This window comes from Mycobacterium sp. PS03-16 (assembly GCF_004570325.1).
In the GTDB taxonomy this organism is placed as follows: Bacteria; Actinomycetota; Actinomycetes; order Mycobacteriales; family Mycobacteriaceae; genus Mycobacterium.
On sequence record NZ_SPQO01000001.1, the window covers coordinates 34602 to 61202 of the forward strand.

At 70.8% G+C, this 26601-nt stretch carries 34 protein-coding genes; 23 read left to right on the plus strand and 11 right to left on the minus strand.

The genetic code is table 11. The features are described from left to right. Positions 1–2 precede the first annotated feature (2 nt). From E4P42_RS00215 to E4P42_RS00235, 5 genes are read left to right on the plus strand one after another with little or no spacing between them, the layout of a single operon-like run. On the plus strand, positions 3–641 hold the full coding sequence (locus E4P42_RS00215; RefSeq protein WP_371286968.1) for a TlpA disulfide reductase family protein: 639 nt from the start codon (positions 3–5) through the stop codon (positions 639–641). Further along, positions 641–1414 carry a cytochrome c biogenesis CcdA family protein gene (locus E4P42_RS00220; RefSeq protein ID WP_135122342.1) on the plus strand — a complete coding sequence of 258 codons (774 nt, stop codon included), beginning with the start codon at positions 641–643 and terminating at the stop codon, positions 1412–1414. Before E4P42_RS00215 ends, E4P42_RS00220 begins: the two co-directional genes overlap by 1 nt. Then, entirely contained in the window at positions 1414–3030 is a 1617-nt protein-coding gene (locus E4P42_RS00225) for a cytochrome c biogenesis protein ResB (protein ID WP_135122343.1), read from the plus strand. Before E4P42_RS00220 ends, E4P42_RS00225 begins: the two co-directional genes overlap by 1 nt. A 22-nt stretch (positions 3031–3052) precedes the next feature. Continuing rightward, complete coding sequence (gene ccsB / locus E4P42_RS00230; protein ID WP_135122344.1) at positions 3053–4024, plus strand: c-type cytochrome biogenesis protein CcsB; 972 nt, start codon at positions 3053–3055, stop codon at positions 4022–4024. After that, positions 4024–5175 carry a MinD/ParA family protein gene (locus tag E4P42_RS00235; RefSeq protein WP_135122345.1) on the plus strand — a complete coding sequence of 384 codons (1152 nt, stop codon included), beginning with the start codon at positions 4024–4026 and terminating at the stop codon, positions 5173–5175. Before ccsB ends, E4P42_RS00235 begins: the two co-directional genes overlap by 1 nt. Positions 5176–5201: 26 nt before the next feature. On the opposite strand, the gene E4P42_RS27640 is transcribed toward E4P42_RS00235, so the two are convergent. After that, positions 5202–5363 (minus strand): hypothetical protein, encoded by a 162-nt coding sequence (locus tag E4P42_RS27640; RefSeq protein ID WP_371286966.1) that lies wholly within the window; start codon positions 5361–5363, stop codon positions 5202–5204. A 48-nt stretch (positions 5364–5411) separates the two neighbouring features. Between E4P42_RS27640 and E4P42_RS00240 the strand changes: the two genes are divergently transcribed. From E4P42_RS00240 to E4P42_RS00250, 3 genes are all read left to right on the plus strand, one after another. Continuing rightward, a complete protein-coding gene (locus E4P42_RS00240) occupies positions 5412–5732 on the plus strand; it encodes a DUF4229 domain-containing protein (RefSeq protein ID WP_135122346.1) in 321 nt (106 codons plus the stop codon). Then, positions 5729–6766: an aminotransferase class V-fold PLP-dependent enzyme gene (locus E4P42_RS00245; RefSeq protein ID WP_135122347.1), complete on the plus strand. Its 1038-nt coding sequence runs from the start codon at positions 5729–5731 to the stop codon at positions 6764–6766. The genes E4P42_RS00240 and E4P42_RS00245 overlap by 4 nt, the downstream gene beginning before the upstream one ends. A 108-nt stretch (positions 6767–6874) precedes the next feature. Further along, complete coding sequence (locus tag E4P42_RS00250; RefSeq protein WP_135122581.1) at positions 6875–7255, plus strand: response regulator; 381 nt, start codon at positions 6875–6877, stop codon at positions 7253–7255. Here E4P42_RS00250 and E4P42_RS00255 read toward each other — a convergent pair. Beyond that, positions 7233–7886: a response regulator transcription factor gene (locus E4P42_RS00255; protein WP_135122348.1), complete on the minus strand. Its 654-nt coding sequence runs from the start codon at positions 7884–7886 to the stop codon at positions 7233–7235. The genes E4P42_RS00250 and E4P42_RS00255 overlap by 23 nt on opposite strands. A 44-nt stretch (positions 7887–7930) precedes the next feature. Between E4P42_RS00255 and E4P42_RS00260 the strand changes: the two genes are divergently transcribed. From E4P42_RS00260 to E4P42_RS00270, 3 genes are read left to right on the plus strand one after another with little or no spacing between them, the layout of a single operon-like run. Next, positions 7931–8272 (plus strand): ester cyclase, encoded by a 342-nt coding sequence (locus tag E4P42_RS00260; RefSeq protein ID WP_135122349.1) that lies wholly within the window; start codon positions 7931–7933, stop codon positions 8270–8272. A 58-nt stretch (positions 8273–8330) separates the two neighbouring features. Beyond that, positions 8331–8549, plus strand: coding sequence for a helix-turn-helix domain-containing protein (locus tag E4P42_RS00265; protein ID WP_209305668.1), 219 nt, complete (start codon positions 8331–8333; stop codon positions 8547–8549). A 1-nt stretch (position 8550) separates the two neighbouring features. After that, positions 8551–9090 carry a Clp protease N-terminal domain-containing protein gene (locus E4P42_RS00270; RefSeq protein WP_135122351.1) on the plus strand — a complete coding sequence of 180 codons (540 nt, stop codon included), beginning with the start codon at positions 8551–8553 and terminating at the stop codon, positions 9088–9090. 22 nt (positions 9091–9112) lie between these two features. Here the strand turns inward: E4P42_RS00270 and E4P42_RS00275 are convergent, their stop codons facing one another. Continuing rightward, positions 9113–9982, minus strand: a complete 870-nt coding sequence (locus E4P42_RS00275) for a 1,4-dihydroxy-2-naphthoate polyprenyltransferase (protein WP_135122352.1) — start codon at positions 9980–9982, stop codon at positions 9113–9115. A gap of 80 nt (positions 9983–10062) precedes the next feature. Between E4P42_RS00275 and E4P42_RS00280 the strand changes: the two genes are divergently transcribed. Genes E4P42_RS00280 through E4P42_RS00295 form a run of 4 tightly spaced genes read left to right on the plus strand, consistent with a single transcriptional unit; the run spans position 10063 to position 13837 of the window. Next, positions 10063–10839: an S-methyl-5'-thioadenosine phosphorylase gene (locus E4P42_RS00280; RefSeq protein ID WP_135122353.1), complete on the plus strand. Its 777-nt coding sequence runs from the start codon at positions 10063–10065 to the stop codon at positions 10837–10839. Further along, complete coding sequence (locus E4P42_RS00285; protein ID WP_135122354.1) at positions 10836–11867, plus strand: NAD(P)-dependent oxidoreductase; 1032 nt, start codon at positions 10836–10838, stop codon at positions 11865–11867. The genes E4P42_RS00280 and E4P42_RS00285 overlap by 4 nt, the downstream gene beginning before the upstream one ends. Position 11868: 1 nt before the next feature. Beyond that, positions 11869–12693 carry an alpha/beta hydrolase gene (locus E4P42_RS00290; RefSeq protein WP_135122355.1) on the plus strand — a complete coding sequence of 275 codons (825 nt, stop codon included), beginning with the start codon at positions 11869–11871 and terminating at the stop codon, positions 12691–12693. 28 nt (positions 12694–12721) lie between these two features. Beyond that, on the plus strand, positions 12722–13837 hold the full coding sequence (locus E4P42_RS00295; protein ID WP_135122356.1) for a nitronate monooxygenase family protein: 1116 nt from the start codon (positions 12722–12724) through the stop codon (positions 13835–13837). Between the two features lie 70 nt (positions 13838–13907). On the opposite strand, the gene E4P42_RS00300 is transcribed toward E4P42_RS00295, so the two are convergent. Further along, positions 13908–14936: a cell wall metabolism sensor histidine kinase WalK gene (locus E4P42_RS00300; RefSeq protein WP_135122357.1), complete on the minus strand. Its 1029-nt coding sequence runs from the start codon at positions 14934–14936 to the stop codon at positions 13908–13910. After that, entirely contained in the window at positions 14923–15639 is a 717-nt protein-coding gene (locus tag E4P42_RS00305) for a response regulator transcription factor (RefSeq protein ID WP_135122358.1), read from the minus strand. Before E4P42_RS00305 ends, E4P42_RS00300 begins: the two co-directional genes overlap by 14 nt. Positions 15640–15741: 102 nt before the next feature. Between E4P42_RS00305 and E4P42_RS00310 the strand changes: the two genes are divergently transcribed. The 3 genes from E4P42_RS00310 to E4P42_RS00320 are packed head-to-tail and all read left to right on the plus strand — an operon-like array spanning position 15742 to position 17696. Next, a complete protein-coding gene (locus E4P42_RS00310; RefSeq protein ID WP_135122359.1) occupies positions 15742–16398 on the plus strand; it encodes a glycosyltransferase family 2 protein in 657 nt (218 codons plus the stop codon). Beyond that, a complete protein-coding gene (locus tag E4P42_RS00315; RefSeq protein ID WP_135122360.1) occupies positions 16395–17066 on the plus strand; it encodes a DUF2064 domain-containing protein in 672 nt (223 codons plus the stop codon). The genes E4P42_RS00310 and E4P42_RS00315 overlap by 4 nt, the downstream gene beginning before the upstream one ends. Beyond that, positions 17067–17696: a methyltransferase domain-containing protein gene (locus E4P42_RS00320; RefSeq protein ID WP_135122361.1), complete on the plus strand. Its 630-nt coding sequence runs from the start codon at positions 17067–17069 to the stop codon at positions 17694–17696. Here the strand turns inward: E4P42_RS00320 and E4P42_RS00325 are convergent. From E4P42_RS00325 to E4P42_RS00345, 5 genes are all read right to left on the minus strand, one after another. Further along, positions 17677–18165, minus strand: coding sequence for a hypothetical protein (locus E4P42_RS00325; protein WP_135122362.1), 489 nt, complete (start codon positions 18163–18165; stop codon positions 17677–17679). The two genes, E4P42_RS00320 and E4P42_RS00325, sit on opposite strands and share 20 nt — an antisense overlap. A gap of 1 nt (position 18166) precedes the next feature. Further along, entirely contained in the window at positions 18167–19429 is a 1263-nt protein-coding gene (locus E4P42_RS00330) for a molybdopterin-dependent oxidoreductase (protein ID WP_135122363.1), read from the minus strand. Between the two features lie 73 nt (positions 19430–19502). After that, complete coding sequence (locus E4P42_RS00335) at positions 19503–20288, minus strand: SDR family oxidoreductase (RefSeq protein ID WP_135122364.1); 786 nt, start codon at positions 20286–20288, stop codon at positions 19503–19505. A gap of 36 nt (positions 20289–20324) precedes the next feature. Beyond that, on the minus strand, positions 20325–20819 hold the full coding sequence (locus E4P42_RS00340) for a DUF4383 domain-containing protein (RefSeq protein WP_135122365.1): 495 nt from the start codon (positions 20817–20819) through the stop codon (positions 20325–20327). 76 nt (positions 20820–20895) lie between these two features. Next, positions 20896–22251, minus strand: a complete 1356-nt coding sequence (locus E4P42_RS00345; protein WP_135122366.1) for a hypothetical protein — start codon at positions 22249–22251, stop codon at positions 20896–20898. A 232-nt stretch (positions 22252–22483) separates the two neighbouring features. On the opposite strand from E4P42_RS00345, the gene E4P42_RS00350 reads away from it, so the two are divergent. The 3 genes from E4P42_RS00350 to E4P42_RS00360 all read left to right on the plus strand — a co-directional run bounded on the left by E4P42_RS00350 (position 22484) and on the right by E4P42_RS00360 (position 24789). Further along, on the plus strand, positions 22484–23338 hold the full coding sequence (locus tag E4P42_RS00350; protein ID WP_135122367.1) for a formate/nitrite transporter family protein: 855 nt from the start codon (positions 22484–22486) through the stop codon (positions 23336–23338). After that, a complete protein-coding gene (gene cynS, locus E4P42_RS00355; RefSeq protein WP_135122368.1) occupies positions 23335–23790 on the plus strand; it encodes a cyanase in 456 nt (151 codons plus the stop codon). The genes E4P42_RS00350 and cynS overlap by 4 nt, the downstream gene beginning before the upstream one ends. A 108-nt stretch (positions 23791–23898) precedes the next feature. Then, the gene (locus tag E4P42_RS00360) at positions 23899–24789 is read left to right on the plus strand and encodes a universal stress protein (protein WP_135122369.1); all 891 of its coding nucleotides are present in this window, start codon (positions 23899–23901) and stop codon (positions 24787–24789) included. 24 nt (positions 24790–24813) lie between these two features. Here E4P42_RS00360 and E4P42_RS00365 read toward each other — a convergent pair whose 3' ends face one another. Then, the gene (locus tag E4P42_RS00365) at positions 24814–25515 is read right to left on the minus strand and encodes a metalloregulator ArsR/SmtB family transcription factor (protein WP_135122370.1); all 702 of its coding nucleotides are present in this window, start codon (positions 25513–25515) and stop codon (positions 24814–24816) included. Between the two features lie 107 nt (positions 25516–25622). Here E4P42_RS00365 and E4P42_RS00370 point away from each other — a divergent pair, with 107 nt between their 5' ends. Both E4P42_RS00370 and E4P42_RS00375 read left to right on the plus strand, forming a co-directional pair. Further along, positions 25623–26180 carry a DUF2231 domain-containing protein gene (locus E4P42_RS00370; protein WP_245233820.1) on the plus strand — a complete coding sequence of 186 codons (558 nt, stop codon included), beginning with the start codon at positions 25623–25625 and terminating at the stop codon, positions 26178–26180. Further along, positions 26162–26593: a hypothetical protein gene (locus E4P42_RS00375; RefSeq protein ID WP_135122371.1), complete on the plus strand. Its 432-nt coding sequence runs from the start codon at positions 26162–26164 to the stop codon at positions 26591–26593. The genes E4P42_RS00370 and E4P42_RS00375 overlap by 19 nt, the downstream gene beginning before the upstream one ends. The last annotated feature ends 8 nt before the right edge of the window (positions 26594–26601 follow it).

Below are 26601 nucleotides of genomic sequence, written 5' to 3' on the forward strand. Positions count from 1 at the left end.
GGCTGGTGGTGCCGGGCCTGACGGCCCTCGGGCGAGCGCTCATCGCGGGCCTCGCGGGCGTCCTCGTGCTCGCGGGGTGCGCCACCGGTGACGACGCGGTGGCCCAGGGCGGCTCGTTCGAGTTCGTGGCGCCCGGCGGCCAGACCGACATCTTCTACGACCCGCCCGCCGACCGCGGTCGTCCCGGTCCGTTGTCGGGGCCCGCACTGCTCGACCCGGACCAGACGCTGTCGCTCGACGACTTCGCCGGTCAGGTCGTCGTGATCAACGTGTGGGGCCAGTGGTGTGCGCCGTGCCGCACCGAGATCACCGAACTGCAGCAGGTCTACGACGCGACCCGCGACCAGGGTGTGGCGTTCCTCGGCATCGATGTCCGTGACAGCAACCGCGACGCCGCCGTGGACTTCATCCGTGACCGCAGGATCACGTTCCCGTCGATCTACGACCCGGCGATGCGGACCATGATCGCGTTCGGCGGGAAGTACCCGACCACCGTGATCCCGTCGACGGTCGTGCTCGACCGTCAGCACCGTGTCGCGGCGGTGTTCCTGCGGGAACTGCTCGCCGAGGATCTGCAGCCGGTGGTGGAACGGCTGGCGGCCGAACCTGGCCCCGGCGCGGCCGAACCGGAGCGGCAGTAGTGACCGGATTCGCCGAGATCGCGGCCGCCGGGCCGGTGCTGCTGGCGCTGGCCGTATGTGTGCTGGCCGGCCTGGTGTCGTTCGCGTCGCCGTGCGTGGTGCCGCTGGTGCCCGGCTACCTGTCCTATCTCGCCGCGGTGGTCGGGGTCGACGAGACCCGGCCCGGCGCAGTGGCGCTGCGCACCGCACGGTTGCGCGTGGCGGGCGCGGCCGCGCTGTTCGTGGCCGGGTTCACCGCGGTGTTCCTGCTGGGCACCGTGGCGGTGCTGGGCATGACCACCACCTTGATCACCAATCAACTTCTGCTGCAACGCATCGGCGGGGTGGTGACGATCGTGATGGGCCTGGTGTTCATCGGGTTCGTCCCGGCGCTGCAGCGGCAGGCCCGGTTCACGCCGCGGCAGCTGTCCACGCTGGGCGGCGCACCGCTGCTGGGGGCGGTCTTCGCGCTCGGCTGGACGCCGTGCCTGGGCCCGACGCTGACCGGCGTCATCACGGTCGCCTCCGCGACCGACGGGGCCAGCGTCGCGCGCGGCGTGACGCTGGTGATCGCCTACTGCCTCGGCCTGGGCATCCCGTTCGTGCTGCTGGCCTTCGGATCGGCGCGCGCGGTGCAGGGTATGGGCTGGCTGCGCCGCCACACCCGCACCATCCAGGTCTTCGGCGGCGTGCTGCTGCTCATCGTCGGCGCGGCGTTGGTGACGGGATTGTGGAACGACTTCGTGTCCTGGGTGCGCGATGCCTTCGTCAGCGACGTGAGGCTGCCGATCTGATGCGGCGTCTGCTCGCCTATGGGCGCAACACCTGGCGGACGCTGACGTCGATGGGCACGGCGCTGGTGCTGCTGTTCCTGCTGGCGCTGGCCGCGATCCCCGGCGCCCTGCTCCCGCAGCGCAGCCTCAACGAGTCCAAGGTCGCCGAGTACATCGCCGAGCACGCCATCATCGGTCCGTGGCTGGACCGGGTGCAGGCCTTCGACGTGTTCTCCAGCTTCTGGTTCACCTCGATCTACGTGCTGCTGTTCGTCTCGCTGGTGGGCTGCCTGACGCCGCGGATGATCGAACACGTCCGCAGCCTGCGCGCCGTGCCGGTGGCGGCGCCGCGCAACCTCGGGCGCCTGCCCAAGCATCACCGCGCGGAGGTGCCGGGCGAGCCGCAACAGGTGGCGGATTCGGTGACCGCGCAGCTGCGCGGGTGGCGCAAGGTGACCCGCCGCATTGACGGTGACGCGGTCGGAGCCGCTCCGGCGGCGACATCAGGCATCGAGGTCTCCGCCGAGAAGGGCTACCTGCGGGAGTTCGGCAACATCGTCTTCCACTTCTCGCTGCTGGGCCTGCTCGTCGCGATCGCGGCGGGCAAGATGTTCGGCTACGAGGGCAACGTGATCGTCGTCGCCGACGGCGGCCCCGGGTTCTGCTCGGCCTCGCCGGCGGCGTTCGACTCGTTCCGCGCGGGCAACACCGTCGACGGCACGTCGCTGACGCCGATCTGTCTGCAGGTCAACGATTTCGAGGCCGATTACCTCGACAACGGGCAGGCGACGTCGTTCTCCGCCGACATCGAGTACCAGGCCGGTGCGGACCTGACCAGCAACACCTGGCAGTCCTACGAGCTGCGGGTCAACGAACCGCTGCGCGTCGGCGGCGACCGGGTGTACCTGCAGGGGCACGGCTACGCACCGACGTTCACCGTGACCTTCCCCGACGGCCAGACCCGCACCCAGACCTTGCAGTGGCGGCCCGACGACCCGCTGACGCTGCTGTCCTCGGGGGTGATGCGGTTCGACCCGCCGGCCGGCACGTTCCCCGACGCCGACGAGCGCCGCAAGAACCAGATCGCGATCCAGGGCCTGTTCGCGCCGACCCAGCAGCTCGACGGCACGCTGCTGTCGTCGGGGTTCCCGGCGCTGCGCGATCCGGCGGTGGCGATCGACATCTACAAGGGCGACACCGGGCTGGACTCGGGCCGCCCGCAGAACATCTTCGCGCTCGACGAACGGCTGATCGGCCAGGGCCGGCTGAACCGGGTGGAGCGGGTCAACCTGTCCGCCGGTGAGGAGACCCGGTTGGACGACGGCACCGTGGTCCGCTTCGACGGCGCGGTGCCGTTCATCAACGTCCAGGTGTCGCACGATCCGGCGCAGATCTGGGTGCTGATCTTCGCGATGACGATGATGGGCGGACTGATCGTGTCGCTGATCGTGCGCCGGCGCCGGGTCTGGGTGCGGATATCCCCGGCCGCGCCCGGTACCGTTGGCGTCGAACTGGGCGGGCTGGCGCGCACGGACAACTCCGGGTGGGGCGACGAGTTCGAGCGGTTGACGGGGCGGCTGCTGGACGCGCACCCCGACGCGACCGTCGGCGCCGTGTCAGGAGAGAAGGTCCGATGATGGTTTCCGAGGATGTGCGTCAGTGAGTACAGAGATCGATCTGGGTCTGGCCCGCTACTCCGACTGGGCGTTCACCTCGTCGGTGCTCGTGCTGCTGGCGGCGCTGCTGCTGTTCGCCGTGGAGCTCGCCTACAACCGCAGCCGCCGCGTCGAGCGCCGTGAATTGGTCGGCGCGTCTGTCGGCGTGGACAGCGCGACCCCCGGCGTGGTCGTCGACGCGCCGAAGCGTCCGTTCGACGAACGGATCGGCTCGGCCGGGCTGTCGCTGACCTACGTCGGCATCGGTCTGCTGTTCGCCTGCATCGTGCTGCGCGGGTTGTCCACGTCGCGGGTGCCGTGGGGCAACATGTACGAGTTCATCAACCTGACCTGCCTGTGCGGTCTGGTCGCCGCCGCGGTGGTGCTGCGCCGTCCGCAGTACCGGTCGCTGTGGGTGTTCGTGCTGGTGCCGGTGCTGATCCTGCTCACCGTGTCCGGGAAGTGGCTGTACTCCCACGCCGCACCGGTGATGCCGGCGCTGCAGTCCTACTGGCTGCCCATCCACGTGTCGGTGGTCAGCCTCGGGTCCGGGGTGTTCCTGGTCGCCGGCGTGGCCAGCATCCTGTTCCTGGTCAAGATGTCGAAATTCGGCCTGCCCGGGCGTGACGGCGCGTTCGCGCGGATCGTCGACCGGCTGCCCGATGCGCAGACCCTCGACCGCATCGCCTACCGCACCACGATCTTCGCGTTCCCGGTGTTCGGGTTCGGCGTGATCTTCGGCGCGATCTGGGCCGAGGAGGCGTGGGGCCGGTACTGGGGTTGGGACCCCAAGGAGACGGTGTCGTTCATCGCCTGGGTGATCTACGCCGCCTACCTGCACGCCCGGTCCACGGCCGGCTGGCGCGACCGCAAGGCGGCGTGGATCAACATCGCCGGCTTCGTCGCGATGGTGTTCAACCTGTTCTTCATCAACCTGGTCACCGTCGGCCTGCACTCCTACGCCGGGGTCGGTTGATGGCAGACCAGGCGGGTGGCTTCCGCGCACAGCAGCGCTTCAGCGACCCGTCCGCGGCCGAACGCGCCGCGCCCCCGGAGTGGGCCGCGCCCACACCGCCCGACGGCATGCCCGTCGTCGACGCCCCGACCGTCGCAGCCACCCCGGTCCCGCCGGCGCACCAACCGCCGTCGCAGCCCGTGCCCGTGCAGCAGCCGCCCTCACAGCCGCTTCCGGTGCCACCCACCCCGTACCTGGACCTGTCCACGGTCGCACTGCTCGGGCAGCGCAAACGGGCACCGTCGCGCGGGTGGCGCAGGTGGCTGTATTTGTCGACGTTCACGCTGGTCAACGTCGGCGAGAGCCCGAAGGCGACGCGCCGCGACGCGCTGTCGGCCCGGGTGGCCCAGCCGCTGACCGGCTGCTACCGCATCGCGGTGCTCTCGCTCAAGGGTGGCGTCGGAAAGACCACGATCACGGCCACGCTGGGCGCGACGTTCGCCTCCATCCGCGGGGATCGGGTGGTCGCCGTCGACGCCAACCCCGACCGCGGCACGCTCAGCCAGAAGGTGCCGCTGGAGACCACCGCCACGGTGCGTCACCTGCTGCGTGACGCGGAGGGCATCGAGCGCTACAGCGACGTGCGGTCCTACACCTCGCAGGGCCCGAGCCGGCTCGAGGTGCTCGCCTCGGAGAGCGACCCGGCGGTCTCGGACGCCTTCAGCTCCGACGACTATGCGCGCACGCTGGCCGTGCTCGAGCGGTTCTACAGCCTCGTGCTCACCGACTGCGGCACCGGCCTGATCCACTCGGCGATGTCGGCGGTGCTGGCCAAGGCCGACGTCCTCATCGTGATCAGCTCGGGTTCGGTCGACGGGGCGCGGAGCGCGTCGGCCACCCTGGATTGGCTGGACGCGCACGGCCATCAGGATCTGGTGGCGGGTGCGGTCGCCGTGGTGAACGCGGTGCGTCCGCGGTCGGGCAAGGTCGACCTGCAGAAGGTGGAGGACCACTTCTCCCGACGGTGCCGCGCGGTGCGGGTGGTGCCGTTCGACCCGCACCTCGAAGAGGGCGCGGAGATCGACCTGGACCGGCTGAAGCCGGCGACGCGGGAAGCGCTGCTCGAATTGGCGGCCGTCGTGGCAGACGGATTCGGCGCCGCCGCGCGCTGAGCGCGCGACCGGTCACCGCGGGTGCTCTACCGCGGGTTGTTGTCGTCCTGACCGAGACGCCGCAGAAAATCCGGGTCGTCGTCGGGTCCGATGACACGTCTCGGCGGACGGGCCGCGCTGGCCCGCATGAGCCGAAAGCCGATGTACACCAGACCGGCCAAGACGAGTATCAGGAGTAAATACGCCACACAAACCTCCTGCCGTCGAATATACGCGCCGTCGGTAGGCTCGGGAGCGTGTCAGAAGGTCGACCAGGAACCCGTCTCGTCGCCGATGTGGTGATCTACGTCGCGGCCCGTCTGCTGTTGGTGGCGGCGCTCACGGCGGTCATCCTGGGCGTCGGTCACCTGCTCGGGCTGCGGGAGTTCCCGCTCGTGATCGCCGTGTTGTTCGCAATCGTGATCGGGTTCCCGCTGGGCATATGGGTACTCGCTCCGCTGCGCCTGCGGGCGACCGCGAGCATCGCCGCGTTCGACGAACGCCGGCGCCGCGACAAGGAGCAGCTGCAGGCCCGGCTGCGCGGTGAGGAGCCGCCGTCGGGAGACCGCGGGGTATGACGGCGAGGCAGGCGTTCGGTGCCGAATTTGCCGGTGCCGCAGGGTTTCTCAACTCACCCACCTACGGGTTGCCGCCGCGGTTCATGATGGCCGCGCTGCACGACTGCCTGGCCGCCTGGGAGGCCGGGACCATGGACGCGAAGTCGTTCGACGAGCCGGTCGCGGCCGGGCGCGCCGGGTACGCGGCGCTGACCGGTGTGCCGGCCGCGTCGGTGGGGATGGCGGGCAGCGCGTCGGCGGCGCTCGGGCTGGTGGCGGCCGCCATCCCCGACGGCAGCCGCGGCGCCACGCTGGCAGGCGAATTCACCAGTACCACCTTCCCGTTCGCCGCCCAGGCCGCCCGCGGGGTGACGCTCGCCGAGCTGCCCGCCGACGAATTGGTCGCGACCGCGAGCGATTACGACTTCGTGACGGTCAGCCTGGTGCAGTCGGCCAACGGTGCCGCGCTGGATGCCGAGGCGCTGCGGCGCAGCGTGGCAGGCACCGACACGGTGACGATCATCGACGTCACCCAGGCGGCGGGCTGGCTGGCGCTGGACCTGGCGTGGGTGGACGTGACCGTGGCGGCGGTCTACAAGTGGCTGCTCGCCCCGCGCGGTACCGCGTTCTTCTCGGTCGGTGCGCGGATCGCCGAGCGGATGGTCCCGCACGCGGCGAACTGGTACGCCGGTGAGCGGCCGTGGGAGTCGATCTACGGGTTGCCGTTGCGGCTGGCCGCCGACGCACGCCGGTTCGACACCTCGCCGGCGTGGTTCAGCGCGCTGGGAGCGGGGCTGACGCTGCCGTGGTTGGCCTCGCTGGACCGCACGGCGGTGGAGGCCCACACCGTCGGGCTCGCCGATACGCTGCGCACCGAACTGCAGCTGCCGCCGAACCGGTCGGCGATCGTGTCGCTGCCGTCGGGAGACGTGACCGAGCGGTTGCAGCGCGCCGGGATCCGGGCGTCGGTGCGCGCGGGTGCGGTGCGCGTCGGCTTCCACCTCTACAACACCGAGGACGACCTCGACCGGCTGCTGACCGCGCTGCGCGCGTGAGCCCCGCCCGAATGCGGGTATGCCGCTCGCAGAGTTCCGGTTAGCGGTAATGCGTCACCACCGCGCCGGGTGGGAAGGTGGTCGGATGACGTTCTGGGAGTGCGGGCTGTGCGCTGTCTGATCGTCGATGACAGCGCCGACTTCCGCGACGCCGCAGGCGCGATGCTGGGCCGGGCGGGATTCGATGTGGTCGCCGTCGCCGCGACCGGCGCCGACGCGGTGCGGCTGGCCCGCGAACTGGAGCCGGATCTGGCACTGGTCGACATCGACCTGGGCGGGGAGAGCGGGTTCGACGTCGCCGAGGCGCTCGTCGCGGCGGATCTGCCGACCATCCCGGCGGTGATCCTGATCTCCACCTACGCCGAGCAGGATCTGGCGGAGATGATCGCGGTGAGCCCGGCGGTGGGATTCGTGTCGAAGTTCGCGCTGTCGGGAACGGCGATCCGCGACCTGCTGGACGGGCGGGTCAGCGAGCTTCGAGATAGGTGATCACCGCGCGCACCCTGCGGTGATCGTCGCCGGTCTCCGGCAGGTTCAGCTTGGTCAGGATGCTGCGGACGTGCTTTTCGACGGTGCCCTCGGTGACCCACAGCCGTCGCGCGATCCCCGCGTTGGAGCGGCCCTCGGCCATCAGCATCAGCACCTCCTGCTCGCGGGCGCTGAGCACGGCCAGCGGATCGTCGCGGCGGCGCGCCGACACCAGTTCCTGCACCAGCGCCGGGTCGACGACCGAGGCGCCCCGGGCGATGCGCTGCAGCGTGTCGATGAAGTCGGTGACATCGGTGACACGGGTCTTGAGCAGGTAGCCGATGGCCCGTCCGCTGGCGAGCAGCTCGGTGGCGTGGTCCACCTCGACATGCGCCGACAGCACGAGGATGCCCGTGTCGGGGAACTCGGTGCGGATCACCCGGGCGGCGTCGAGGCCCTCGGTGCTGTGCGACGGCGGCATCCGGATGTCGACGATGACCAGTTCGGGTTTGGTGTCGCGGACCAGGCCGAGCAGTTCGTCGGCGTCGGCGGCCCGGCCGACGACCTCGAAGTCGGACCGCTCGAGCAGGCTGGCCAGTCCCTCGCGCAGCAGCACGTCGTCGTCGGCCACCACCACGCTCAGCGCACACATGCCGCGCAGCTTATCGGGGGTGCGAGTCGGGTAGCCCACTGAACATGACCCCCAAGGAGCTCTACGAGCAGTGGATCACCCGGCTGTGGGCGGGTGAACCCGTCGCCGCCGAACTGGTCACCGAGGACTTCGTCGGCCACTGGCCGGATCGTGACGTCCACGGACCGGCCGAGTTGCAGGACATCATCGCCCAGACGCACGCCATGTTCACCGGCCTGGCGTTCCAGGTCGAGCTCGGGCCGCTGATCGACGGCGATCTGGTGGCCGGCCGGTGGATCGGCAGCGGTCAGTCCGGCGAGGGGCCGGTGCGGTTCACCGGCAACGACATCCTGCGCGTCGTGGACGGCAGATTCGCCGAGTACTGGACGGGCACCTCGGCCGGCTGACCCGGAACTGTCAAGCTCCCTTGACGGCCACGCGGTGTCAAGTTACCTTGACAACGTGATCGACGTCGAGGCACTCACCGAGGCGGCGAATGCCGCCCAGAGCCAGGACCCCGCTGTCGGGCTCCGTGCGATGAAGGCGCTGCGCCGCACGGTCGAGGCGCTGGAAGCCATGCACGTCCACAACGCCCGCAGACACGGCTGGAGTTGGCAGGCCATCGCCGACGCGCTCGGGGTCACCCGCCAAGCCGTGCATCAGAAGCACAACCGGAGGAGATGAGATGTTCGAGCGCTTCAGCCGCCAGGCCCGGATCGCCGTCGTGGTGGCGCAGGAAGAGGCCCGCGAACTCCACGCCGACGAGATTCGGCCCGAACATCTGCTGCTCGGCGTGTTGAGCAGCGCCGGGGACGACCTCGCCGCGGTCCTGGGTCGTCACGGCCTGACCGCTGCCTCCATCCGGACGCAGTTGACCCGCGGCTTCGACGATGACGCCGCGGCCCTGCAGTCGATCGGCATCGATCTGCACGCCGTGCGCGACACCGCCGACGAATCCTTCGGCGCCGGAGCCTTCGACCGGGCGCTGCGGGGCGCGGGGCGACGTCGGCGCCGCCACATCCCCTTCGTCAAACCGGCCAAGAAGGCGCTGGAGCTGGCACTGCGCGAGGCGGTGGCACATCACGACCGCGTCATCGATGCCGAGCACCTGCTGCTGGGCATCCTGCGGGGCGGCGACGAGGTGACGCTCGAGGTGATCGGCGCTCACGTCAGCCCGCAGCGTCTGCGCGCCGACGTCGCGGCCCTGCTCGCCAGGGCGGCGTGACGGCTCGGCCGAACGCGAGCGCTCAGCCCAACGAGAGAGCCAGCGCCACGGCCACCGCCCACGCCAGCATCGCCAGCCCGGTGTCGCGCAGCACGGGGATCAGCTCCCGCCCGCCCGCGCCGCTGCGCACCGGCCGCGCCGCGCGCACCGCGAGCGGCAGGGCCAGCAGCCCGGCCGCACACCACGGCGTGGCGAGCATCAGCACCAGCGCCAGCACGAACGCCGCCGCGATCAGCACCTGGTACAGCAACCGGGTCCGGGCATCGCCGAGGCGCACCGCGAGCGTGATCTTGCCCGCGACGCGGTCGGTGGGGATGTCGCGCAGGTTGTTGGCCACCAGCACCGCCGAGGACAGCGCCCCCATCGCGACCGCGGTCGCCAGGCCGACCCAGTCGACGCGCAGCGCCTGGGTGTACTGGGTGCCCAGCACGGCGACCAGCCCGAAGAACACGAACACCGCGATCTCCCCGAAGCCGAGGTAGCCGTAGGGCTTCGACCCTCCGGTGTACAGCCATGCCCCGGCGATGCACACGGCGCCGACCGCGATCAGCCACGGCGCGCTGACCACGGCGAGCGCCAGCCCGGCCAGCGCGCCGACGGCCAGGCTGGCGACCGCCGCGGTCAGCACCGCCCGCGGGGACGCCAGCTTCGAGCCGACCAGCCGCAGGGGTCCGGCCCGCACGTCGTCGGTGCCGCGGATGCCGTCGGAGTAGTCGTTGGCGTAGTTCACCCCGACGATCAGCGCCAGCGCGACGACCAGCGCGAGCAGTGCCTTCCACCACACCGCGCCGTCCAGCCAGGCGGCGGCGCCGGTGCCGGCGATCACCGGGGCGACGGCGTTGGGCAACGTGCGGGGGCGGGCGCCCTCGACCCACTGGGCGAAACTGGCCACGCCGGCAAGTCTGTCACGCACGCCCCGGCGTCACCGCACCGTCACCGGGGGTGTGGGTATGCATGGTCGACAATGGACGGATGCTCGGAGTCATCGGCGGCAGCGGCTTCTACACATTCTTCGGATCCGACGCGCGCAGCGTCAGCCTCGACACCCCCTACGGCGCTCCCAGCGCGCCGATCACGGTGGGCACGGTCGGCGCGCACGAGGTGGCGTTCCTTCCGCGCCACGGCGCCAAGCACGAATTCTCGCCGCACACCGTGCCGTACCGGGCCAACATGTGGGCGTTGCGGGCGCTCGGGGTGCGACGGATCTTCGGGCCGTGTGCGGTGGGCAGCCTCAGCCCGGAGTTGGGGCCGGGCTCCATGGTGGTGCCCGATCAGCTCGTCGACCGCACCTCCGGGCGCGCGGACACCTACTTCGACTCCGGCGGCATCCACGTCGACTTCGCCGATCCGTACTGCCCGTCGCTGCGGGCGGCGGCCACCGGGCTGCCCGGGGTGGTCGACGGCGGGGCGATGGTGGTGATCCAGGGTCCGCGCTTCTCCACCCGGGCAGAGAGCCGCTGGTTCGCCGGTCAGGGTTTCACGCTGGTCAACATGACCGGGTACCCCGAGGCGGTGCTGGCCCGCGAACTCGAGATGTGTTACGCCGCAATCGCACTGGTGACCGACCTGGACGCAGGCATCGAGACCGGCTCGGGGGTGCGGGCCGTCGACGTCTTCGCCGAGTTCCAGAAGAACCTGGTGCCGTTCAAGAAGCTCGTGCACGAGGCCATCGATCAAGTCGCCGTCGAGCGCACCTGTACGGACTGCCTACCGCACGACGGTGTGACGTTGCCGATCGAGCTGCCGTGAGGGTGCTGCTCACCGGCGCCGCCGGTTTCATCGGCTCCCGGGTGCGTGCCGCACTCGAGGCGGCGGGCCACGACGTCGTCGCGGTCGACCTGATGTTGCCCGGCGCGCACGGCGCCGGCGCGCAGCTCCCGCCGGACACCGCGCGCGTCGACGTGCGTGACGCCGCGGCGCTGGCTCCGCTGCTCGACGGCGTCGACGTGGTGTGCCACCAGGCCGCGGTGGTCGGGGCCGGGGTCAACGCGGCCGACGCGCCGTCCTACGGCAGCCACAACGACTACGGCACCACGGTGCTGCTCGCCGAGATGTTCGCCGCCGGCTGTCAGAAGCTGGTGCTGGCGTCGTCGATGGTGGTCTACGGCCAGGGCCGGTTCGACTGTCCGCAGCACGGGCGGGTCGAGCCGCTGCCACGCAGCCGCGCCGACCTGGATGCGGGCGTGTTCGAGCACCGCTGCCCCGTCTGCGGGGAGCAGGTGCAGTGGCGGTTGGTCGACGAGGACGAACCGCTGCGTCCCCGAAGCCTCTACGCCGCAAGCAAAGTCGCACAGGAGCACTACGCGCTGGCGTGGGCGGAGGCGACCGGCGGGTCGGTGGTGGCGCTGCGCTATCACAACGTGTACGGCCCGCACATGCCCCGCGACACTCCCTACAGCGGCGTGGCGGCGATCTTCCGATCCGAGCTGGAGAACGGCGACGTCCCACGGGTGTTCGAGGACGGCGGCCAGATGCGCGACTTCGTGCACGTCGACGACGTGGCGGCGGCGAACCTGGCGGCCACGCAGTCCGAGCTGGAGGGCTTCGCTGCGTTCAATGTCTGCTCGGGGCGGCCGATCTCGATCATCGAGGTCGCCACCGAGCTGTGCGAGACCCGCGGCGCGGCGGCGCCGGTGGTCACCGGTCAGTACCGCAGCGGCGATGTCCGCCACATCGTCGCGTCGCCGGCGCTGGCCGCCGAGAAGCTGGGCTTCCGTGCAGCGGTCGATCCGCGGGACGGCTTGCGGGAGTTCGCGTTCGCCCCGCTGCGGGCCTGACATGCGGGCCCGGGTGCGGCTGGCCGTTATCGTCGTGCTCGTGGTCTCTGGTGTGTTGGGCCTGCTGTGGACGCAGCAGCGCCGGCTGGTGTACTTCCCGTCGCGCGGGCCGGTCCCGTCGGTCGCCGCGGTGGCGCCCGGCGCTCAGGACGTGGTGGTGCGCACCGCCGACGGGCTGGAGCTGGGTGCCTGGTTCTTTCCCGCGACGCCCGGCCCGGCCGTGCTGATCTGCAACGGCAACGGCGGCGACCGGTCGATGCGCGCCGCCCTGGCGGTGGCGCTGCGGGCCAGAGGATTGTCGGTGCTGCTGTTCGACTACCGCGGCTACGGCGGCAATCCGGGGCGGCCCACCGAGGACGGCCTGGCCGCGGACGCCCGGGCGGCGCGCGACTGGCTGGCCGCCCAGCCGCAGGTGGACCCGTCCCGGATCGCCTATCTCGGTGAGTCGCTCGGGGCGGCGGTCGCGGTCGGCCTGGCCACCGAGCAGCCCCCGGCGGCGCTGATCCTGCGGTCGCCGTTCACCTCACTGGCCGACGCGGGGGCCGTGCACTATCCGTGGCTGCCGGTGCGCCGGCTGCTCATCGACCGCTATCCCTCACTCGAGCGGATCGGTGCGCTGCGGTCGCCGCTGCTGGTGATCGCCGGCGACCGCGACGACATCGTGCCCGCCGAGTTGAGTCGCCGCCTGTACGACGCGGCACCGCAACCGAAGACCTGGGTGACGGTGCCGGGTGCCGGCCACAACGATCCCGCGCTGCTCGACGGGCCGGTGCTGCTCACCGCGATCGACCGATTCCTCACCACCACGGCGGTCCTGGGCCGGTGACCGCCCGGGGAGCGCGATACTGACGGGCGTGACCTCCGCCCTGTGTGACCGCTTCGGAATCGACTTCCCGCTCTTCGCCTTCAGCCACTGCCGTGACGTGGTGGCCGCGGTGACCAACGCCGGCGGGTTCGGCGTGCTCGGCGCGACGGCCTACACCCCCGAACAGCTCGACCGCGAGCTGAGCTGGATCGACCAGCACGTCGGCGGCAAGCCGTACGGCGCCGACATCATCGTGCCGGCGAAGTTCGAGGGCAAGGGCGAGAACCTGTCCCGCGCACAGCTCGTCGACCGGATTCCGGCCGAGTACCGCGACTTCGTCACCCGGTTGCTCGCCGACCACGACATCGAACTGGACGCGACGCCGCGGCTCGGCGGGTCCGGGCTGTCCGGCGACACCGGACGCGAACTGCTCGACGTCGCGATGAGCCACCCGATCAAGCTGATCGCCAACGCGCTCGGCGTGCCACCGGATTACATGATCGAGGCGGGCCGCGAACGCGGCGTGCCGGTGGCCGCGCTGGTCGGGGCGCGCGAGCACGCGGTCAAACAGGTGCGGGCTGGGGTGGACCTGATTGTCGCGCAGGGCACCGAGGCGGGCGGGCACTGCGGCGACGTGACCACGCTGGTGCTGGTGCCCGAAGTGATCGACGCGATCGAGGGCGCGGTGCCGGTGCTGGCCGCCGGCGGCATCGTGACCGGACGGCAGATGGCCGCGGCGGTCGCGATGGGCGCCGACGGCGCGTGGACGGGGTCGGTGTGGCTGACCACCGAGGAGGCCGAGACCGCACCGCACACCGTGCGCAAGATGCTGGCCGCCACGTCGCGCGACACCGTCCGCTCGGCGGGCCGTACGGGTAAACCCGCCCGGCAGCTGGTGTCGGACTGGACCGAGGCGTGGGCGCCGCGCGGCGACCGGCCGCCGCTGCCCCTGCCGCTGCAGAACATGCTGGCCGAACCGCTGCTGCGCCGCGTCGACGTGCTGGCCGCACAGGGCCATCCGGGTGCGCAGGCGCTCGCCACCTACTTCGTCGGGCAGGGCGTCGGGTTGATGACCAAGGTCAAACCGGCGCGGGAGGTGGTGCGCGAGTTCATCGAGGACTATCTCGCGGCCACTGAACGGCTGAGCAACTCGCTGCCGGGCTGACCGCCGAGCGGACGGTTGATGTACGCGTCGCCCGAGTAGCGGTGTCCACAACCGTGCAGTCGGCGCGCAGTCAGTCCTCGGCGGCCAGCGGCAGCCGCACCTCGAAGCGGGCGCCGCTGTCGAGGTTGTGCGCCGACAGCGTGCCGCGGTGGGCCTGAACCAGCCCGGCGGCGATCGCCAGCCCGAGCCCCGATCCGCTCGGCAGCGACGAATCCGACCGCGGCACGCGGTCATTGGAGCCGCGGTAGGCGACATCGAACACCCGCGGCAGGTCGGCTTCGTCGATGCCGACGCCGGTGTCGTCGACGCGCGCCCATGCGCTGTTCTCGTCGGAGCCCAGCGCCAGCTCGACGCGGCCGCCCTCGGGGGTGTGGGCGATCGCGTTGGCCACCAGGTTGGACAGCACCCGCACCAGCGCGCGGTCGCTGCCCAGCACGCGGACCGGTTTGTCGGGCAGCATCGCCCGCAGCTGCACGCCGGCGCGTTCGGCGGCGATGCGGTGGGCGGCCAGCACGTCGTCGACCACCTCGTCGAGCGCCACCCGGTCGAACGCGGGTTGGACGGCACCGGCGTTGATCTTGCTCATCTCGAACAGGTCGTCGACCATCTCGGAGAGCCGGATCGACTCCTGTTCGATGTGTTTGGCGTGCGCGCGGATCTCGCCGTCGGACACCAGACCGTCGGCGATGGCCTCCGACACCGCGCGGATCCCGGCCAGCGGGGTGCGCAGGTCGTGGCTGACGAACGCCACCAGCCGGCGGCGCGACAACTCGGCCGCCCGTTCGGAGTCGCGGATCTCCTGTTCCCACACGGTGCGGCGGGCCTGGTAGCGGCCCAGCATCACCGCACCGGGGATCGTGACGACGGCGACGATCAGCAGCACCACCGCGATCTGCTCGAAGATCTCGGTGATCATGAAGCCGCTGGCGCCCAGCACACCGGTGAAGGTGGCCAGCGTCGGGATCAGCACCAGCACGACCATGCTCGCGGCCAGCGACCAGGATCGGGCCAACCGGATGATCAGGGCGCCCACCAGCACGACGGGGATCGAGCAGGCCAGCGCCCAGCCGCCGATCTCCCAGAGGTCAGTCGCCCTCACGCGCTGTCTGGCTTTCCCGCGGGCGCGTGTCGCCGTCGCTCCACATGTATCCCCGTCCCCACACCGTCTGCACGTGGTGCTGGTCGCCGAGCTTGGAACGCAGCCGTTTGACGTGCACGGTGACGGTGGACAGGTCGCCGAAGTCCCAGCGCCACACCTGCTTGAGCAACTCCTCACGGGTGAAGACCGTGTCGGCGTGGGTGATGAAGAACAACAGGAGGTCGAATTCGCGGTTGGTCAGGCTGACCGGTTGACCGTTCACGGTGACCGACCGTGCGGCGGTCGACACGATGAGGTCACCGACCTGCAGGTCGACGGGGACGACGCCGACCGGAGCGGGGGAGCGGCGCAGCACCGAGCGCACCCGCAGGGCGAGTTCACGGGGGCTGAACGGTTTGGTGAGGTAGTCGTCGGCGCCGGCCTCCAGACCGGCGATCCGGTCGTCCTCCTCGCCGAGCGCGGTCAGCAGGATCACCGGGACCGTGTGGTCTCCGCGCTGACGCAGGGTCCGGCACAGCGTCAACCCGTCGGGTCCGGGCATCATCACATCGAGAACCGCGACGTCGATGCGTTCGGTGCCCAGCAGGCGCAGCGCCTCGGTGCCGTTGTGGGCGATCGAGACGTCGAGGCCGTCGCGCTCGAGGTAGCGGCGCACGACATCGCGGACGACGGTGTCGTCGTCGGCTATCAGCACACGCGTCACACTTACGAGGTTAGCCGCGCATGCGCCCGACCTGCGCCTACGTCACCGATTCGTCACCCTTGGCGAGGTTGCGGGTGGACGGGTCTGGCTAGCCTCGACTCCATGTCCGACTCGGCCGTGACGGTGGTGCTGCCGTGCCTCGACGAGGCGATTTCGCTGCCGGGGGTGCTCGCCGCGATGCCGCACGGCTACCGGCCGCTGGTGGTGGACAACAACAGCACCGACGGCACCGCCGAGGTGGCCCGCAGGCACGGTGCGGACGTCGTGCACGAATCGCGGCCCGGATACGGCTCGGCCGTGCACGCGGGTGTCGTCGCCGCGACGACACCGGTGGTCGCCGTCCTGGACGCCGACGGGTCGCTGGACCCGCGGGAACTGCCCACGCTGGTGGCCGAACTGGACCGCGGCGCGCACATGGCGGTGGGCCGGCGCAGGGCGGTGCGCGGACTGCGCTGGCCGTGGCATGCCCGGCTGGGCACCGCGGCGGTGTGCTGGCGGCTGCGCCAGCGCCACGGGCTGCCGGTGCACGACATCGCGCCGATGCGGGTGGCCCGCCGCGCGGACCTGCTGGCGCTCGGTGTGGAGGATCGGCGCTCCGGGTACCCCCTCGAATTGCTGGTTCGAGCAGCCGCTGCGGGCTGGCGAGTGGTGGAGCGGGACGTCACGTACGGGCCCCGCACCGGTGGCAGATCCAAGGTCAGCGGCTCGTTGCGCGGCAGCGTCGTCGCGGCGCTCGACTTCTGGCGGGTGATCGAGTGACCGGTTCCCCGGTGACGGCGCTGGTGGTCGCCAAGGCGCCGGTGCCCGGCCAGGCCAAGACGCGACTGGCCGCCACGGTCGGGGACGAATTGGCGGCGGTGATCGCCGCGGCGGCGCTGCTCGACACTCTCGACGCCGTGTTGGCCGCCCCGGTGGGGGCTCGGGTGGTGGCGCTGACCGGGGACCTCACCGAGGCGCGCAGCGGCGCGATCATCCGGGAGAAGCTGTCGCGGTTCACCGTGGTGGAGCAGCGCGGCGGCTCGTTCGCCGAACGCCTGACGTATGCGCACGCGGACACCGCCGCGATGGTGGGCGATCATCCGATCATCCAGATCGGCATGGACACCCCGCAGGTCACCGGCGAGTTGCTCGGCCGGTGCGCCGAGGCGCTGCGGGCGACCGACGCCGTGCTCGGACCGGCCGGCGACGGTGGCTGGTGGCTGCTCGGTGTGCGTTCGGCCGCGCTGGCCGACTGCCTGCGGTACGTGCCGATGTCGCAGTCCGACACCGGTGAGTTGACCGCGAAGGCGCTGCGTGACAACGGAATCGAGGTAACGATGGTCGAGGAGCTGGCCGATGTCGATACGGCGGCCGACGTCGCATCCGTACGGCGATGTTGTCCGCCCGGCGGCCGGTTCGCGTACGCCACCGCGGCGGCGGGCCTGTAGATGCTGGGCAACCTCTACGACCGGGCCCTCGACGGCGAGCAATGCTGGATCCGCAACGACGACGGCGAGGTCAGGACGCTGCCGGTGCGCAGCTGGCTCGGCGGCCGGCACGCCGACCGCCTCTTCGACCGGGCCGTCGTGGCGCTGTGCGAGGGGCCGACGATCGATCTCGGTTGCGGCCCCGGGCGTTTGGTGGTGGATCTGATCAATCGGGGGGTCCCGGCGCTGGGGGTCGACCAGTCGGCGACGGCGGTGGAACTGGCGCGGCGCAACGGCGCCCCGGCGCTGCGCCGCGATGTGTTCGGCGCGCTGCCCGGGGTCGGGCGCTGGCAGACCGCACTGCTGGCCGACGGGAACATCGGGCTGGGCGGCGATCCGCGCCGGGTGCTGCGCCGCGTCACCGAGCTGCTGCGGCCGGGCGGCCGGTGCGTCGCGGAGTTCGACACCGAGACCGAAGGGGTGCAGGCCGGTCTGGTGCGGCTGGAATCGTCGCGCACGGTGGGGCCGTGGTTCCGGTGGGCGTCGGTCGGCGTGGACTGCGCGGCCGCGCTGGCCGAGGAGGCGGGGCTGGCGCTGACCGGCATGCAGCCGGTGGGCCACCGGATTCTGGCTACTCTGGCGGCGCCGTGACGGGACGCCGCGCCGCCGCCAGCCGGATCGCGTAGACCACCGCGCTGACGAAAAACATTGCCCCCGTGAGCATCAGCCACCGGCCGAGGAACGGCTCCTGGGTCTGGCCGGTCGCCGCGACATAGGCCGGTGCCCCCTGCTCGATGATGCCGGGCAGGAACACCAGCAGCGTCAGCACCGAGCCGAGCGCCGGCACCCGCAGGTAGTTGAGCACCGGAACGCGGACCGGGATACGCTGCGTCACCGACAGCGCCCGGTCGGCCAGCGCGTAGAGCGGGAACAACACCAGGTCGTGCAGGATGATCGCGGCGGCGAACCACACCACGATGGACTGCCACCACACCTTCGGATTCCACAGCGCAGGCGGGCCGAGGGTCAGCACGGCGTACCCGCCGAGCGCGAATCCCGCGATCAGCGTCAGCAGATGCAGCGGGTGCGAACCGTAGGCCCGGCCGAATGCGGCGCGCACGTCATCCCGCCTCGAAGTCGATGCCGGCCACCCACTTGGTGTTGTGCACCCCGGGCAGCGCGGGCACGATCACCCGGGCCGGATAGCCGTGGTCGAGTGACAAATCGGCGCCGTTGACCCGCAGGGCCAGCAGCGAATCGGCATGACCCACCTGATTGGCCTGCAGCGTGGCCCGGTTGAACGCGCCGCGCCGCTCCACCGAGAACACGCGGGCCGCGGCCGGGTCGGCGACGCCGGCCAGCGTCGCGAGGTCCCGCAACCGCACCCCCGTCCACGTCTGCGTGGTCGACCACCCCTCCACGCAGGCGATCGGCAGCCGCGCGGTGTGCTGCGGCATGGCTGCCAGCTGTGTCCGGGACAGCACCACCGGCGCCGGGCCGCCGCGCAACGTCAGCCGCCACGCATCGCCGGTGGCCTGCGGGGCGATGCCTGCGGCGCGCGCGGTGCGATTGACCGGGAAGGCGTTCGGCCCTTCGCCGGTGGACCGGCCGCGGGGCAGGAGCAGCGCGGCCTGGCGGGTGATGCCGCCGAGGGTCTGTCCGGCGGTGAGGACGGCCATCAGCAGCGCGCCGCCGCCCACCAGCGCGAGTGCGCCGCGGCGGCTGACGGTCGGGGGCGCGGGGTCCGGCGCGACCAGGCCGTCGGGTTCGTACGGTTGCGGCCGGGTACCGGCGACGTCGGTGCGCAGCACCTCCCGCATCGGCAGCGACCGCAGCCCCGCCCACATCCGGGGCAGTTTGATCGCGACGTGCAGCACGAATCCGGCGATGAACACCCAGGCGCCGAAGTAGTGGGCGGTGTAGAAGCTGAAGCCGAAGATGTAGTCGTACTGAATGTTCAGCACGCCGGTGACGATCTCGAACAGGATGCCGCCGACCAGCATGAGCAACGAAACCCGTTCCAGCAGTTGGGCCGGCGACCGGGCGGGCGGCCAGGCGAACAGCCGCGGGATCACCGACCACAGCTTGGTCAGCACCACCGGGATGAGGATCAGGCCCAGCCCGACGTGCAGGCCCTGGTTCAGCCGGTACAGCCACGACGGGTCGGTCGGCCAGTCGAACGTGGGCACCTTCAGCCAGCCCACGTCGGCGGGAATCGCCTGACCGAACTGAGGGCCGTAGGCGATGTAGGACAGCAGCCCGGTGACCGTGACGATCGGCAGGGTGACCAGCAACACCGAACCGAGGACCGACGTCAGCCAGAGGCCGCGAATCGGGCTGCGCCAGCGCAGAAGACGCCGGGTCCGCGGTGTTTCGTCGGCCATCACCCGATCATCGCCGATCGACGGCCCGCCGGGCGGGAAAGCCGCCGACGGCTACGGCGATGTCACCGAACGGTCAGCGACCGAGTGGTGCGGAGATCAGGCGGCTGCCCATCGCTTTGACATTGTCGGGCAGCACCCGGCTCACGGTGCCCATCAGCTTGGAGGTTACCGAGCCGGCCGCCACCTTGCGGTCGCCGCGCATCAGCGCCTCGAACCCCTGGCGGGCCACCTGCGCGGGATCGTCCTTGGGCAGCTTGCCGACCGGGGCGTTGAGCAGGTTCGCCCGGCGGAAGAAGTCGGTGTCGGTGGGGCCGGGCATCAGCGAGGTGACGGTGATCGAGGTGTCGCGCAGCTCGTCCTGCAGCGCTTCGGCGAACGACTGGATGAACGACTTCGACGCGTTGTACACGGTCTGGTAGGAGCCCGGCATCATCGAGGCCACCGACGAGGTGAACAGCACCTTGCCCTCCTCGCGGTTTGCCATGTCCCGCAACACGAGTTTGGCCAGGTGGACGGTCGAGCGGACATTGAGGTCGATGATGCTGAGGTCGTCGGTCAGCTCGGTCTCGAGGAACATGCCGCCGCGGCCGATGCCGGCGTTGAGCGCGGCGGCGTCCAGGGTGCGACCGCCCTCGATGCAGCTGGCGAAGAGGTGCTCGACACCGTCGCTGGTCCGTAGATCGACCTGCACCGGCCGGATCTCGGCGCTGTAGCCGGACAGTTGGTCGGGGACGTCGCGGATGGCGTCGTCCTCGGCGGCGACCACGAGGTCGTAGTCGTGCGCGGCGAAGAGTTTGGCGAGTTCGAGTCCGATGCCACTCGAGGCGCCGGTGATCAGGGCGAGTTTGGTGTCAGCCATATGCCGAGGCCTACCCGGCGGCCGTACCCCCAAACGTCAGTTGATCATTCCTGGGGAGCCGCCCGCCGAGGTGCCGCCGGTGTTCTGGGCATTCGCGCCGGGCCGGCCGGCGCGGCCGAGGATCAACCCCAGCGCGACCATGCCGACCGCGAGGCCGAGGTGCAACCAGTTGTCGGCGGTGTTGACCGGCACGAAATTCGCGCCGCTGTCGTGGTCGATGAGCATGCCGTAGACGAACAGCACCGCGTAGATCGCCCCGCCGCCGAGCAGATAGGCCCGGGCGGTGGCGGCGGTCCTGGCCAGCGCGACGCCCGCGATACCGAACAGCAGGTGAACCAGATTGTGCAGGACCGAGACGTTGAAGATGCCCAGCAGGGCGGCGTCGGAATGGTGCCCGGCGAACGTGAGCTGGTCGTAGTTCGTGGTGATGCCGGGGATGAACCCCAGGATGCCCACGAGCAGGAACACGACGCCGACCGCCAGGGCCGCGGTGCGCAGTGCACGTGACGTCGTGTTCGGGTGAGTTGCCACCGGTGATCCTCCTGGGGTTGCGGGACGGCCACCGTGGACGTACCCGCGGGGGCTGTGGGTAATCAGTGCGGCAGGGTCACCAGTTGGTGAAGATCACGTGGTTGAGCAGCAGGGCGCCGGCCACGTTGAGCGCGAGCCACCACCGCTGGGCACGCAGCGGCAGCAGGGCGCCGGCGGCCACCAGCCACATGGTGAACGGCAGCCAGATGCGCTCGGTTTCGGCCTTGCTGAGCATGCTCAGGTCGGCGGCGATGATCGACGCGAGCGCCCCCAGCACCAGCATGTGCAGGCCGGCGCGGCGCTTGATCGCGGCGAGGTCGAACACCCGGCCCAGTGCGGCGACGGTGCCCAGCCCGACCGCGCAGATCACCGAGGCGAAGTTGGCCCAACCCCAGTACTGGAACGGCCGTTCGACCGCGATGCCCTGCCAGTAGCGCTCCTGCACCAGGTGGTAGCCGTCGAACCACCAGAAGCCGGCGGCGACGAACACGAGCACGACCGCCAGCGCGGCCGCGACCGCGGGCAGCAGGGTGCGCAGCGCGGTGCGCCAGTCGGCCGCGCAGATCAGCACCGCGATCGCCGGTAGCCCCATCAGCACCAGGCCGTAGTTGAGGAAGATGCCCCAGCCCAGCAGCAGTCCGGCGCCCACGGCGGCCAGGGCCGGGACGCGCGCGGTGCGGCGCACGGCGAGCGCCAGCAGGGCGATGCCCCAGGCGGCGACCCCGGCGAAGTAGCCGTCGGCCGAGACGGCCACCCAGATCGCGGTCGGCGCGACCGCCACGAACGGCGCCGCGAGCCGGGCGGTCCGCTCGTCGGTCAGGGCGCGCACCGCGACCAGGATGGCCGCGGCCACGCTGGATCCGACGATCAGGCAGAGCAGGCCGGCCCAGGCGCCGCCGCCGAGTCCGACGCGGTCCAGCCAGACGAACGTCAGCAGCGCGCCGGGTGGGTGCCCGGACACGTGGGTGATCCAGGAGTCGGGCTGGAAGTCGAGGATGCGGCCGGCGAAGGTGCGGACCATCTCGGGGATGTCGGTGACGGTCGGCACCTCGAGGAGGTACTCGTGGCGGGCGGTGAGACGCCCGGCGAAGCCGCGTTGCCAGCCGTCGATCATCGCCAGCGAGAACGCCCATGCCGCCGAGGTGGCCCAGGCGGTCAGAAGCAGCGCGCGCCACGGCAGCCGCAGGGCCAGCGCCTGACCCCACATGACCGCGGCGACGCCCAGCACGATCGCGGGCACGGTACCCCAGCCGACGTGGGTCTCCCACCAGCCGAACACCGGTGAGGTGGCGGCGAAGCTGTTGAAACGCTTGTCGTCGGCGTTGAGGAGCGGGGTGACGACGTCGAGGCGCAGGTGCGGCACCACGAACGCCACCACCACGAGTGCCAGGCCGATCGCGGCGGCGACCGCCTCTCTGCGATAGGTCCGCACGGCCGCCAGCCTATTGCCCGCCGCCCCCTTGCTCGCCTGACCATTCGGTGACGCCGGACGTGGCCCAGCCCCGTTCACAGCACCCGGTGTGACGTGCATTACGTCGCTTTGTGGTGTTCACAGCGCATCTCCAGCCGCCGTGATGTAACCGTCACGCGCTGTCAAAGCCGTGTTACGCCGACGACACATCAGCTCGCGAAGGTGGACACACCCACTGAACGGAGCCACGCCCATGTCCTACGTGAATCCGCCGCAGTTCGTCACCAAGATGATCGATGCCGGCGAATCCAAAGCGTTCATGTCCACCCGCGACACCGTCATCCGCGCGTACATGGCCGGTGCGATCCTCGCGCTGGCCGCGGCGTTCGCGGTGACCGTCACCGTGCAGACCGGCAACGCGCTGATCGGGGCGGTGTTGTTCCCGGTCGGGTTCTGCCTGCTGTACCTGCTGGGTTTCGACCTGCTCACCGGCGTCTTCACGCTGGTGCCGCTGGCGCTGATCGACAAGCGGCGCGGTGTGACGTTGCGGTCGATGCTGCGCAACTGGGGCCTGGTGTTCCTCGGCAACTTCGCCGGTGCGATCACCGTCGCGCTGATGATGGCGGTGATCTTCACCTACGGCTTCTCGGTGGACCCGAGCGAGGTCGGGCAGCGGCTCGGTGAGATCGGGCACAGCCGTACCGTCGGCTACGCCGAACACGGCGCGGCCGGAATGCTCACGCTGTTCGTCCGCGCTGTGCTGTGCAACTGGATGGTCTCCACCGGTGTGGTGGCCGCGATGATGTCGACGTCGGTGTCGGGCAAGGTGATCGCGATGTGGATGCCCATCATGCTGTTCTTCTACATGGGTTTCGAGCACTCGATCGTCAACATGTTCCTGTTCCCGTCGGGGCTCATGCTCGGTGGTGACTTCTCCATCATGGACTACCTGATCTGGAACGAAATCCCCACCGTGGTCGGCAATCTCGTAGGCGGGCTGGCCTTCGTCGGGCTGACGCTGTACGCCACCCACGCCCGCACCGGCGCGGAGTGGAACCGGCCGTCCGAGCCGCAGGAGTTCAAGATCCCCGCGCAGGCCAACGCATGACCCGCGAGGAGATCACCGCGCAGATCGTCGCGGCGCGGCTGGCCAAGGGGCTGACGTGGCAGGAATTGGCCGACGCCGTCGACAGACCGGTGGTGTGGACGGTGTCGGCGCTGCTCGGTCAGCATCCGGTGCCGGTCGAGGCCGGCAAGGTGCTCGTCGACCTGCTCGGCCTCGACGAGTCGGTGCTGCCGGTGCTGGCGGCGGTGCCGATGCGCGGGGGTCTGCCGACGGCCGTGCCCACCGACCCGACGATCTACCGGTTCTACGAGGCCCTGCAGGTGTACGGCCCGGCGCTCAAGGAACTGATCCATGAACAGTTCGGTGACGGCATCATGAGCGCGATCAACTTCAGCATCGACATCGAGCGCAAAGCGCACCCGGCCGGTGACCGCGTGGTCGTGACGTTCGACGGCAAGTTCCTGCCTTACGCCTGGACCGCAGCGGAGGGTTGAGCCGGCCGTTAGGGACCTTGGTCCCTGGCGGCGATGACCAACTCCTCGGGACGATCCGGTGTTCGCCCCCATAGCGTCGTGAGTGCCGGATCGAGCCCAGGAGTTGACATGTCTTCGAACACAACGCTTCACGGCGTGGTCGTCGGGGTCGACGGTTCCCCCGCCGGCAAGGTGGCGGTGAACTGGGCGGCCCGGGACGCGGCGCTGCGCGGGGTTGCGCTGACCATGGTGCGGGTGGTGGCGCCCAGCGACATCCAGATGTGGGTCGAGGTGCCTGCCCCGCCGGAGTACATGCGCTGGCAGCAGCAGCGCAGCGAGCGCGACCTCGCCGATGCGCGCCGGATCGCCGAGCGGGCCGCGGCGGGCGCCGACCGCGCGCTGACCATCGAGCAGAAGATCGTCGAAGGCCACGCGACCGCGGTGCTGGTGGACATGAGCAAGGACGCCGATCTGGTGGTGGTCGGCAGCCGGGGTCTCGGCGCGTGGGGTAAGCGGCTGTTGGGGTCCGTCAGCACCGGGGTGGTGCACCACGCACACTGTCCGGTGGCGGTGATCCATGATCAGGATCCCCTGATGGATCACCCCGACCAGGCGCCCGTGGCGGTCGGTGTGGACGGTTCGGAGGCCGCCGAGAAGGCGATCGCGGTCGCGTTCGAGGAGGCGTCGCGCCGCGGTGTGGACCTGGTCGCGGTGCACGCCTGGAACGACCTGGATTACGAGTTCCCCGACATCGCCTGGGTGGACCACACCGACCGGGGCCGGCGCATCGTCGCCGAGTGCCTCGCCGGGTACGCCGAGCAGTACCCCGACGTCACGGTGCGCAAGGTGCTGGTGCGCGACCGGCCGGCGCGACAACTGCTGGCGCAGTCGGAGTCCGCGCAGCTGCTGGTCGTGGGCAGTCACGGCCGCGGCGGGTTCGCCGGCATGATGCTGGGCTCGGTGAGCGCGGAGGTCGTGCAGTCGGCGCGGATGCCGGTGATCGTGGCCCGCGGGGGGTGACTTCCCGTGGTAGCGGCGTGTCCGTCAGCGCGTCGGACGGATCTCGACGCAGCATTCCCCGGCGGCGGGTGACAGGACGGCCTCGACGGTCGTACTGCCGAGGCCGTCGAGCACTCCGCGCACGAAGTCCTGGTTGAGCCGGCACACCAGCTCGGGCAGGTCGCGGGCCAGTGGGTGGAAGGGACAGTTGCGCAGCCGGGTACACGCGCCGTCGCGGTAGGGCTCGAACCCGTAGTCCGCGAGCGCTTCCTCGGTCAGGCGCATGGCGCGCTCGGCGCCGATACGCCCGCCCCGCGTGCGGGCGGTTTGTGAGGTGGCGGCCACGCCACGCTGGTGGGCCACTCGTGCCGCGGCAGCGCGCACCGACGCCGGCTCGTCGCCGGTGAGCACCGCATGGGCCAGGATGTCGGCGAGCAACTCAGGTCTGCGCGCCGGGATGCTCACCGTGATGTCGTTGTCGGTGGGGGCGTACATCTTCGGTGGCCGACCGACTCGGGCCTCTGCTGCCTGCAGGAACCGGAAGTGCAGCAGACCGGCCTCGACGAGCTTGTCCAGGTGGAAGGCAGCCAGCTTGCGCGAGATGCCGACCGCCGAGGCCGCTTCGTCGCGGCTCACGGGGCGGCGCTCGGCGCGCGCGAAGTCGTACAGCCGCCGGCGGACATCGTCTCCGAGCGCCGCGACCGCCCGGATCGCTCCGACGTGTGCGCTTCGGCCGCCGTGTTCCACGCCGGACAGGATATCGCTAACAAAGCTGGTCGAAATGGAGTCTTGACCGGTCGAGCCGAATAAGACCAAAATTGATTATCCAAACCACGGTGTTGTGGGAGGCGTCCGTGAACACGCGAACCGAGCGGGCCAAGCAGCCTGTCACCGCGATGTTGGCCGGTCCATACGGCCACCCGTTCCACCCGATCCTGGTCACCGTGCCCATCGGCGCGTGGGCGGCAAGCCTGGTCTTCGACGTCGCGTCCCACATCGTCGGCGAACCGGCGTTCCTCGCCCGCGGCGCGGAGTGGCTCATCGCGATCGGCGTGCTCGGCGCGCTGGCGGCCGCGACGATCGGCTTCCTCGACCTGATCGCGATTCCCTCGGGCACCCGGGCGCATCGGATCGGCCTGCTGCACATGGCGCTCAACCTCACCGTCACGGCCCTCTACATCGTCGGATTCGCCTGGCGGCATGCCGACTATCCCCAGCAGTCGTCGGTGGGTCTGGGGCAGTTGGCGCTGTCCGTGGGGGCCTTCGCGGTGCTCGGGATCTCGGGCTATCTGGGGGGAATGCTCTCGTATCGATACGGCGTCCGCGTCGCCGACGAGTCGACGCAGGCTGACGGATTCAGGGGAGTGGAGCGACCCGCACAGGGAGGAAAGCCATGGCTATCGCGTCATTGATCGCGTGGATTCTGACCGCCGGTGGCGGCGCCTTCATGCTCGCCAAGTGGGTGGGCGGCGGCGGCCACCGCGACACCACCAGAACTCAGCTGCCGCCGGCGGTGGTGTTCGGCCACTTCGCCCTGGCGGCCCTCGGCCTGGTGTTGTGGATCGTGTACGTGTTCACCGACAATCATCCGATCGGGTGGGTGGGGCTGGCTCTTCTCGTACCGGTCGCCGCGTTGGGTGTCGTGATGGTGCTGCGCTGGTTGCCGGTGCACCGCGCCCAGGCCCAGCGCGTCGGAGGGCAGGCGTCGGCGCTCCACGATGCGCCTGAGCGGTCCTTCCCGATGCCGGTGGTGCTCGGACACGGTGCGCTGGCGGTCGTCACCGTGGTGCTCGGACTGCTCGCGATCCTGGAGATCGGCGGCTGACGGTTCCG

What these genes read in the sequence shown, in the direction of transcription:
- E4P42_RS00290 (WP_135122355.1), top strand. Translation starts at nt 11,869, where the DNA reads ATGCGGGCCCGGGTGCGGCTGGCCGTTATCGTCGTGCTCGTGGTCTCT.
- E4P42_RS00280 (WP_135122353.1), top strand. Translation starts at nt 10,063, where the DNA reads ATGCTCGGAGTCATCGGCGGCAGCGGCTTCTACACATTCTTCGGATCC.
- E4P42_RS00375 (WP_135122371.1), top strand. Translation starts at nt 26,162, where the DNA reads ATGGCTATCGCGTCATTGATCGCGTGGATTCTGACCGCCGGTGGCGGC.
- E4P42_RS00350 (WP_135122367.1), top strand. Translation starts at nt 22,484, where the DNA reads ATGTCCTACGTGAATCCGCCGCAGTTCGTCACCAAGATGATCGATGCC.
- E4P42_RS00225 (WP_135122343.1), top strand. Translation starts at nt 1,414, where the DNA reads ATGCGGCGTCTGCTCGCCTATGGGCGCAACACCTGGCGGACGCTGACG.
- E4P42_RS00245 (WP_135122347.1), top strand. Translation starts at nt 5,729, where the DNA reads ATGACGGCGAGGCAGGCGTTCGGTGCCGAATTTGCCGGTGCCGCAGGG.
- cynS (WP_135122368.1), top strand. Translation starts at nt 23,335, where the DNA reads ATGACCCGCGAGGAGATCACCGCGCAGATCGTCGCGGCGCGGCTGGCC.
- E4P42_RS00360 (WP_135122369.1), top strand. Translation starts at nt 23,899, where the DNA reads ATGTCTTCGAACACAACGCTTCACGGCGTGGTCGTCGGGGTCGACGGT.
- E4P42_RS00270 (WP_135122351.1), top strand. Translation starts at nt 8,551, where the DNA reads ATGTTCGAGCGCTTCAGCCGCCAGGCCCGGATCGCCGTCGTGGTGGCG.
- E4P42_RS00260 (WP_135122349.1), top strand. Translation starts at nt 7,931, where the DNA reads ATGACCCCCAAGGAGCTCTACGAGCAGTGGATCACCCGGCTGTGGGCG.
- E4P42_RS00320 (WP_135122361.1), top strand. Translation starts at nt 17,067, where the DNA reads ATGCTGGGCAACCTCTACGACCGGGCCCTCGACGGCGAGCAATGCTGG.
- E4P42_RS00335 (WP_135122364.1), bottom strand. Translation starts at nt 20,288, where the DNA reads ATGGCTGACACCAAACTCGCCCTGATCACCGGCGCCTCGAGTGGCATC.
- E4P42_RS00235 (WP_135122345.1), top strand. Translation starts at nt 4,024, where the DNA reads ATGGCAGACCAGGCGGGTGGCTTCCGCGCACAGCAGCGCTTCAGCGAC.
- E4P42_RS00255 (WP_135122348.1), bottom strand. Translation starts at nt 7,886, where the DNA reads ATGTGTGCGCTGAGCGTGGTGGTGGCCGACGACGACGTGCTGCTGCGC.
- E4P42_RS00330 (WP_135122363.1), bottom strand. Translation starts at nt 19,429, where the DNA reads ATGGCCGACGAAACACCGCGGACCCGGCGTCTTCTGCGCTGGCGCAGC.
- E4P42_RS00310 (WP_135122359.1), top strand. Translation starts at nt 15,742, where the DNA reads ATGTCCGACTCGGCCGTGACGGTGGTGCTGCCGTGCCTCGACGAGGCG.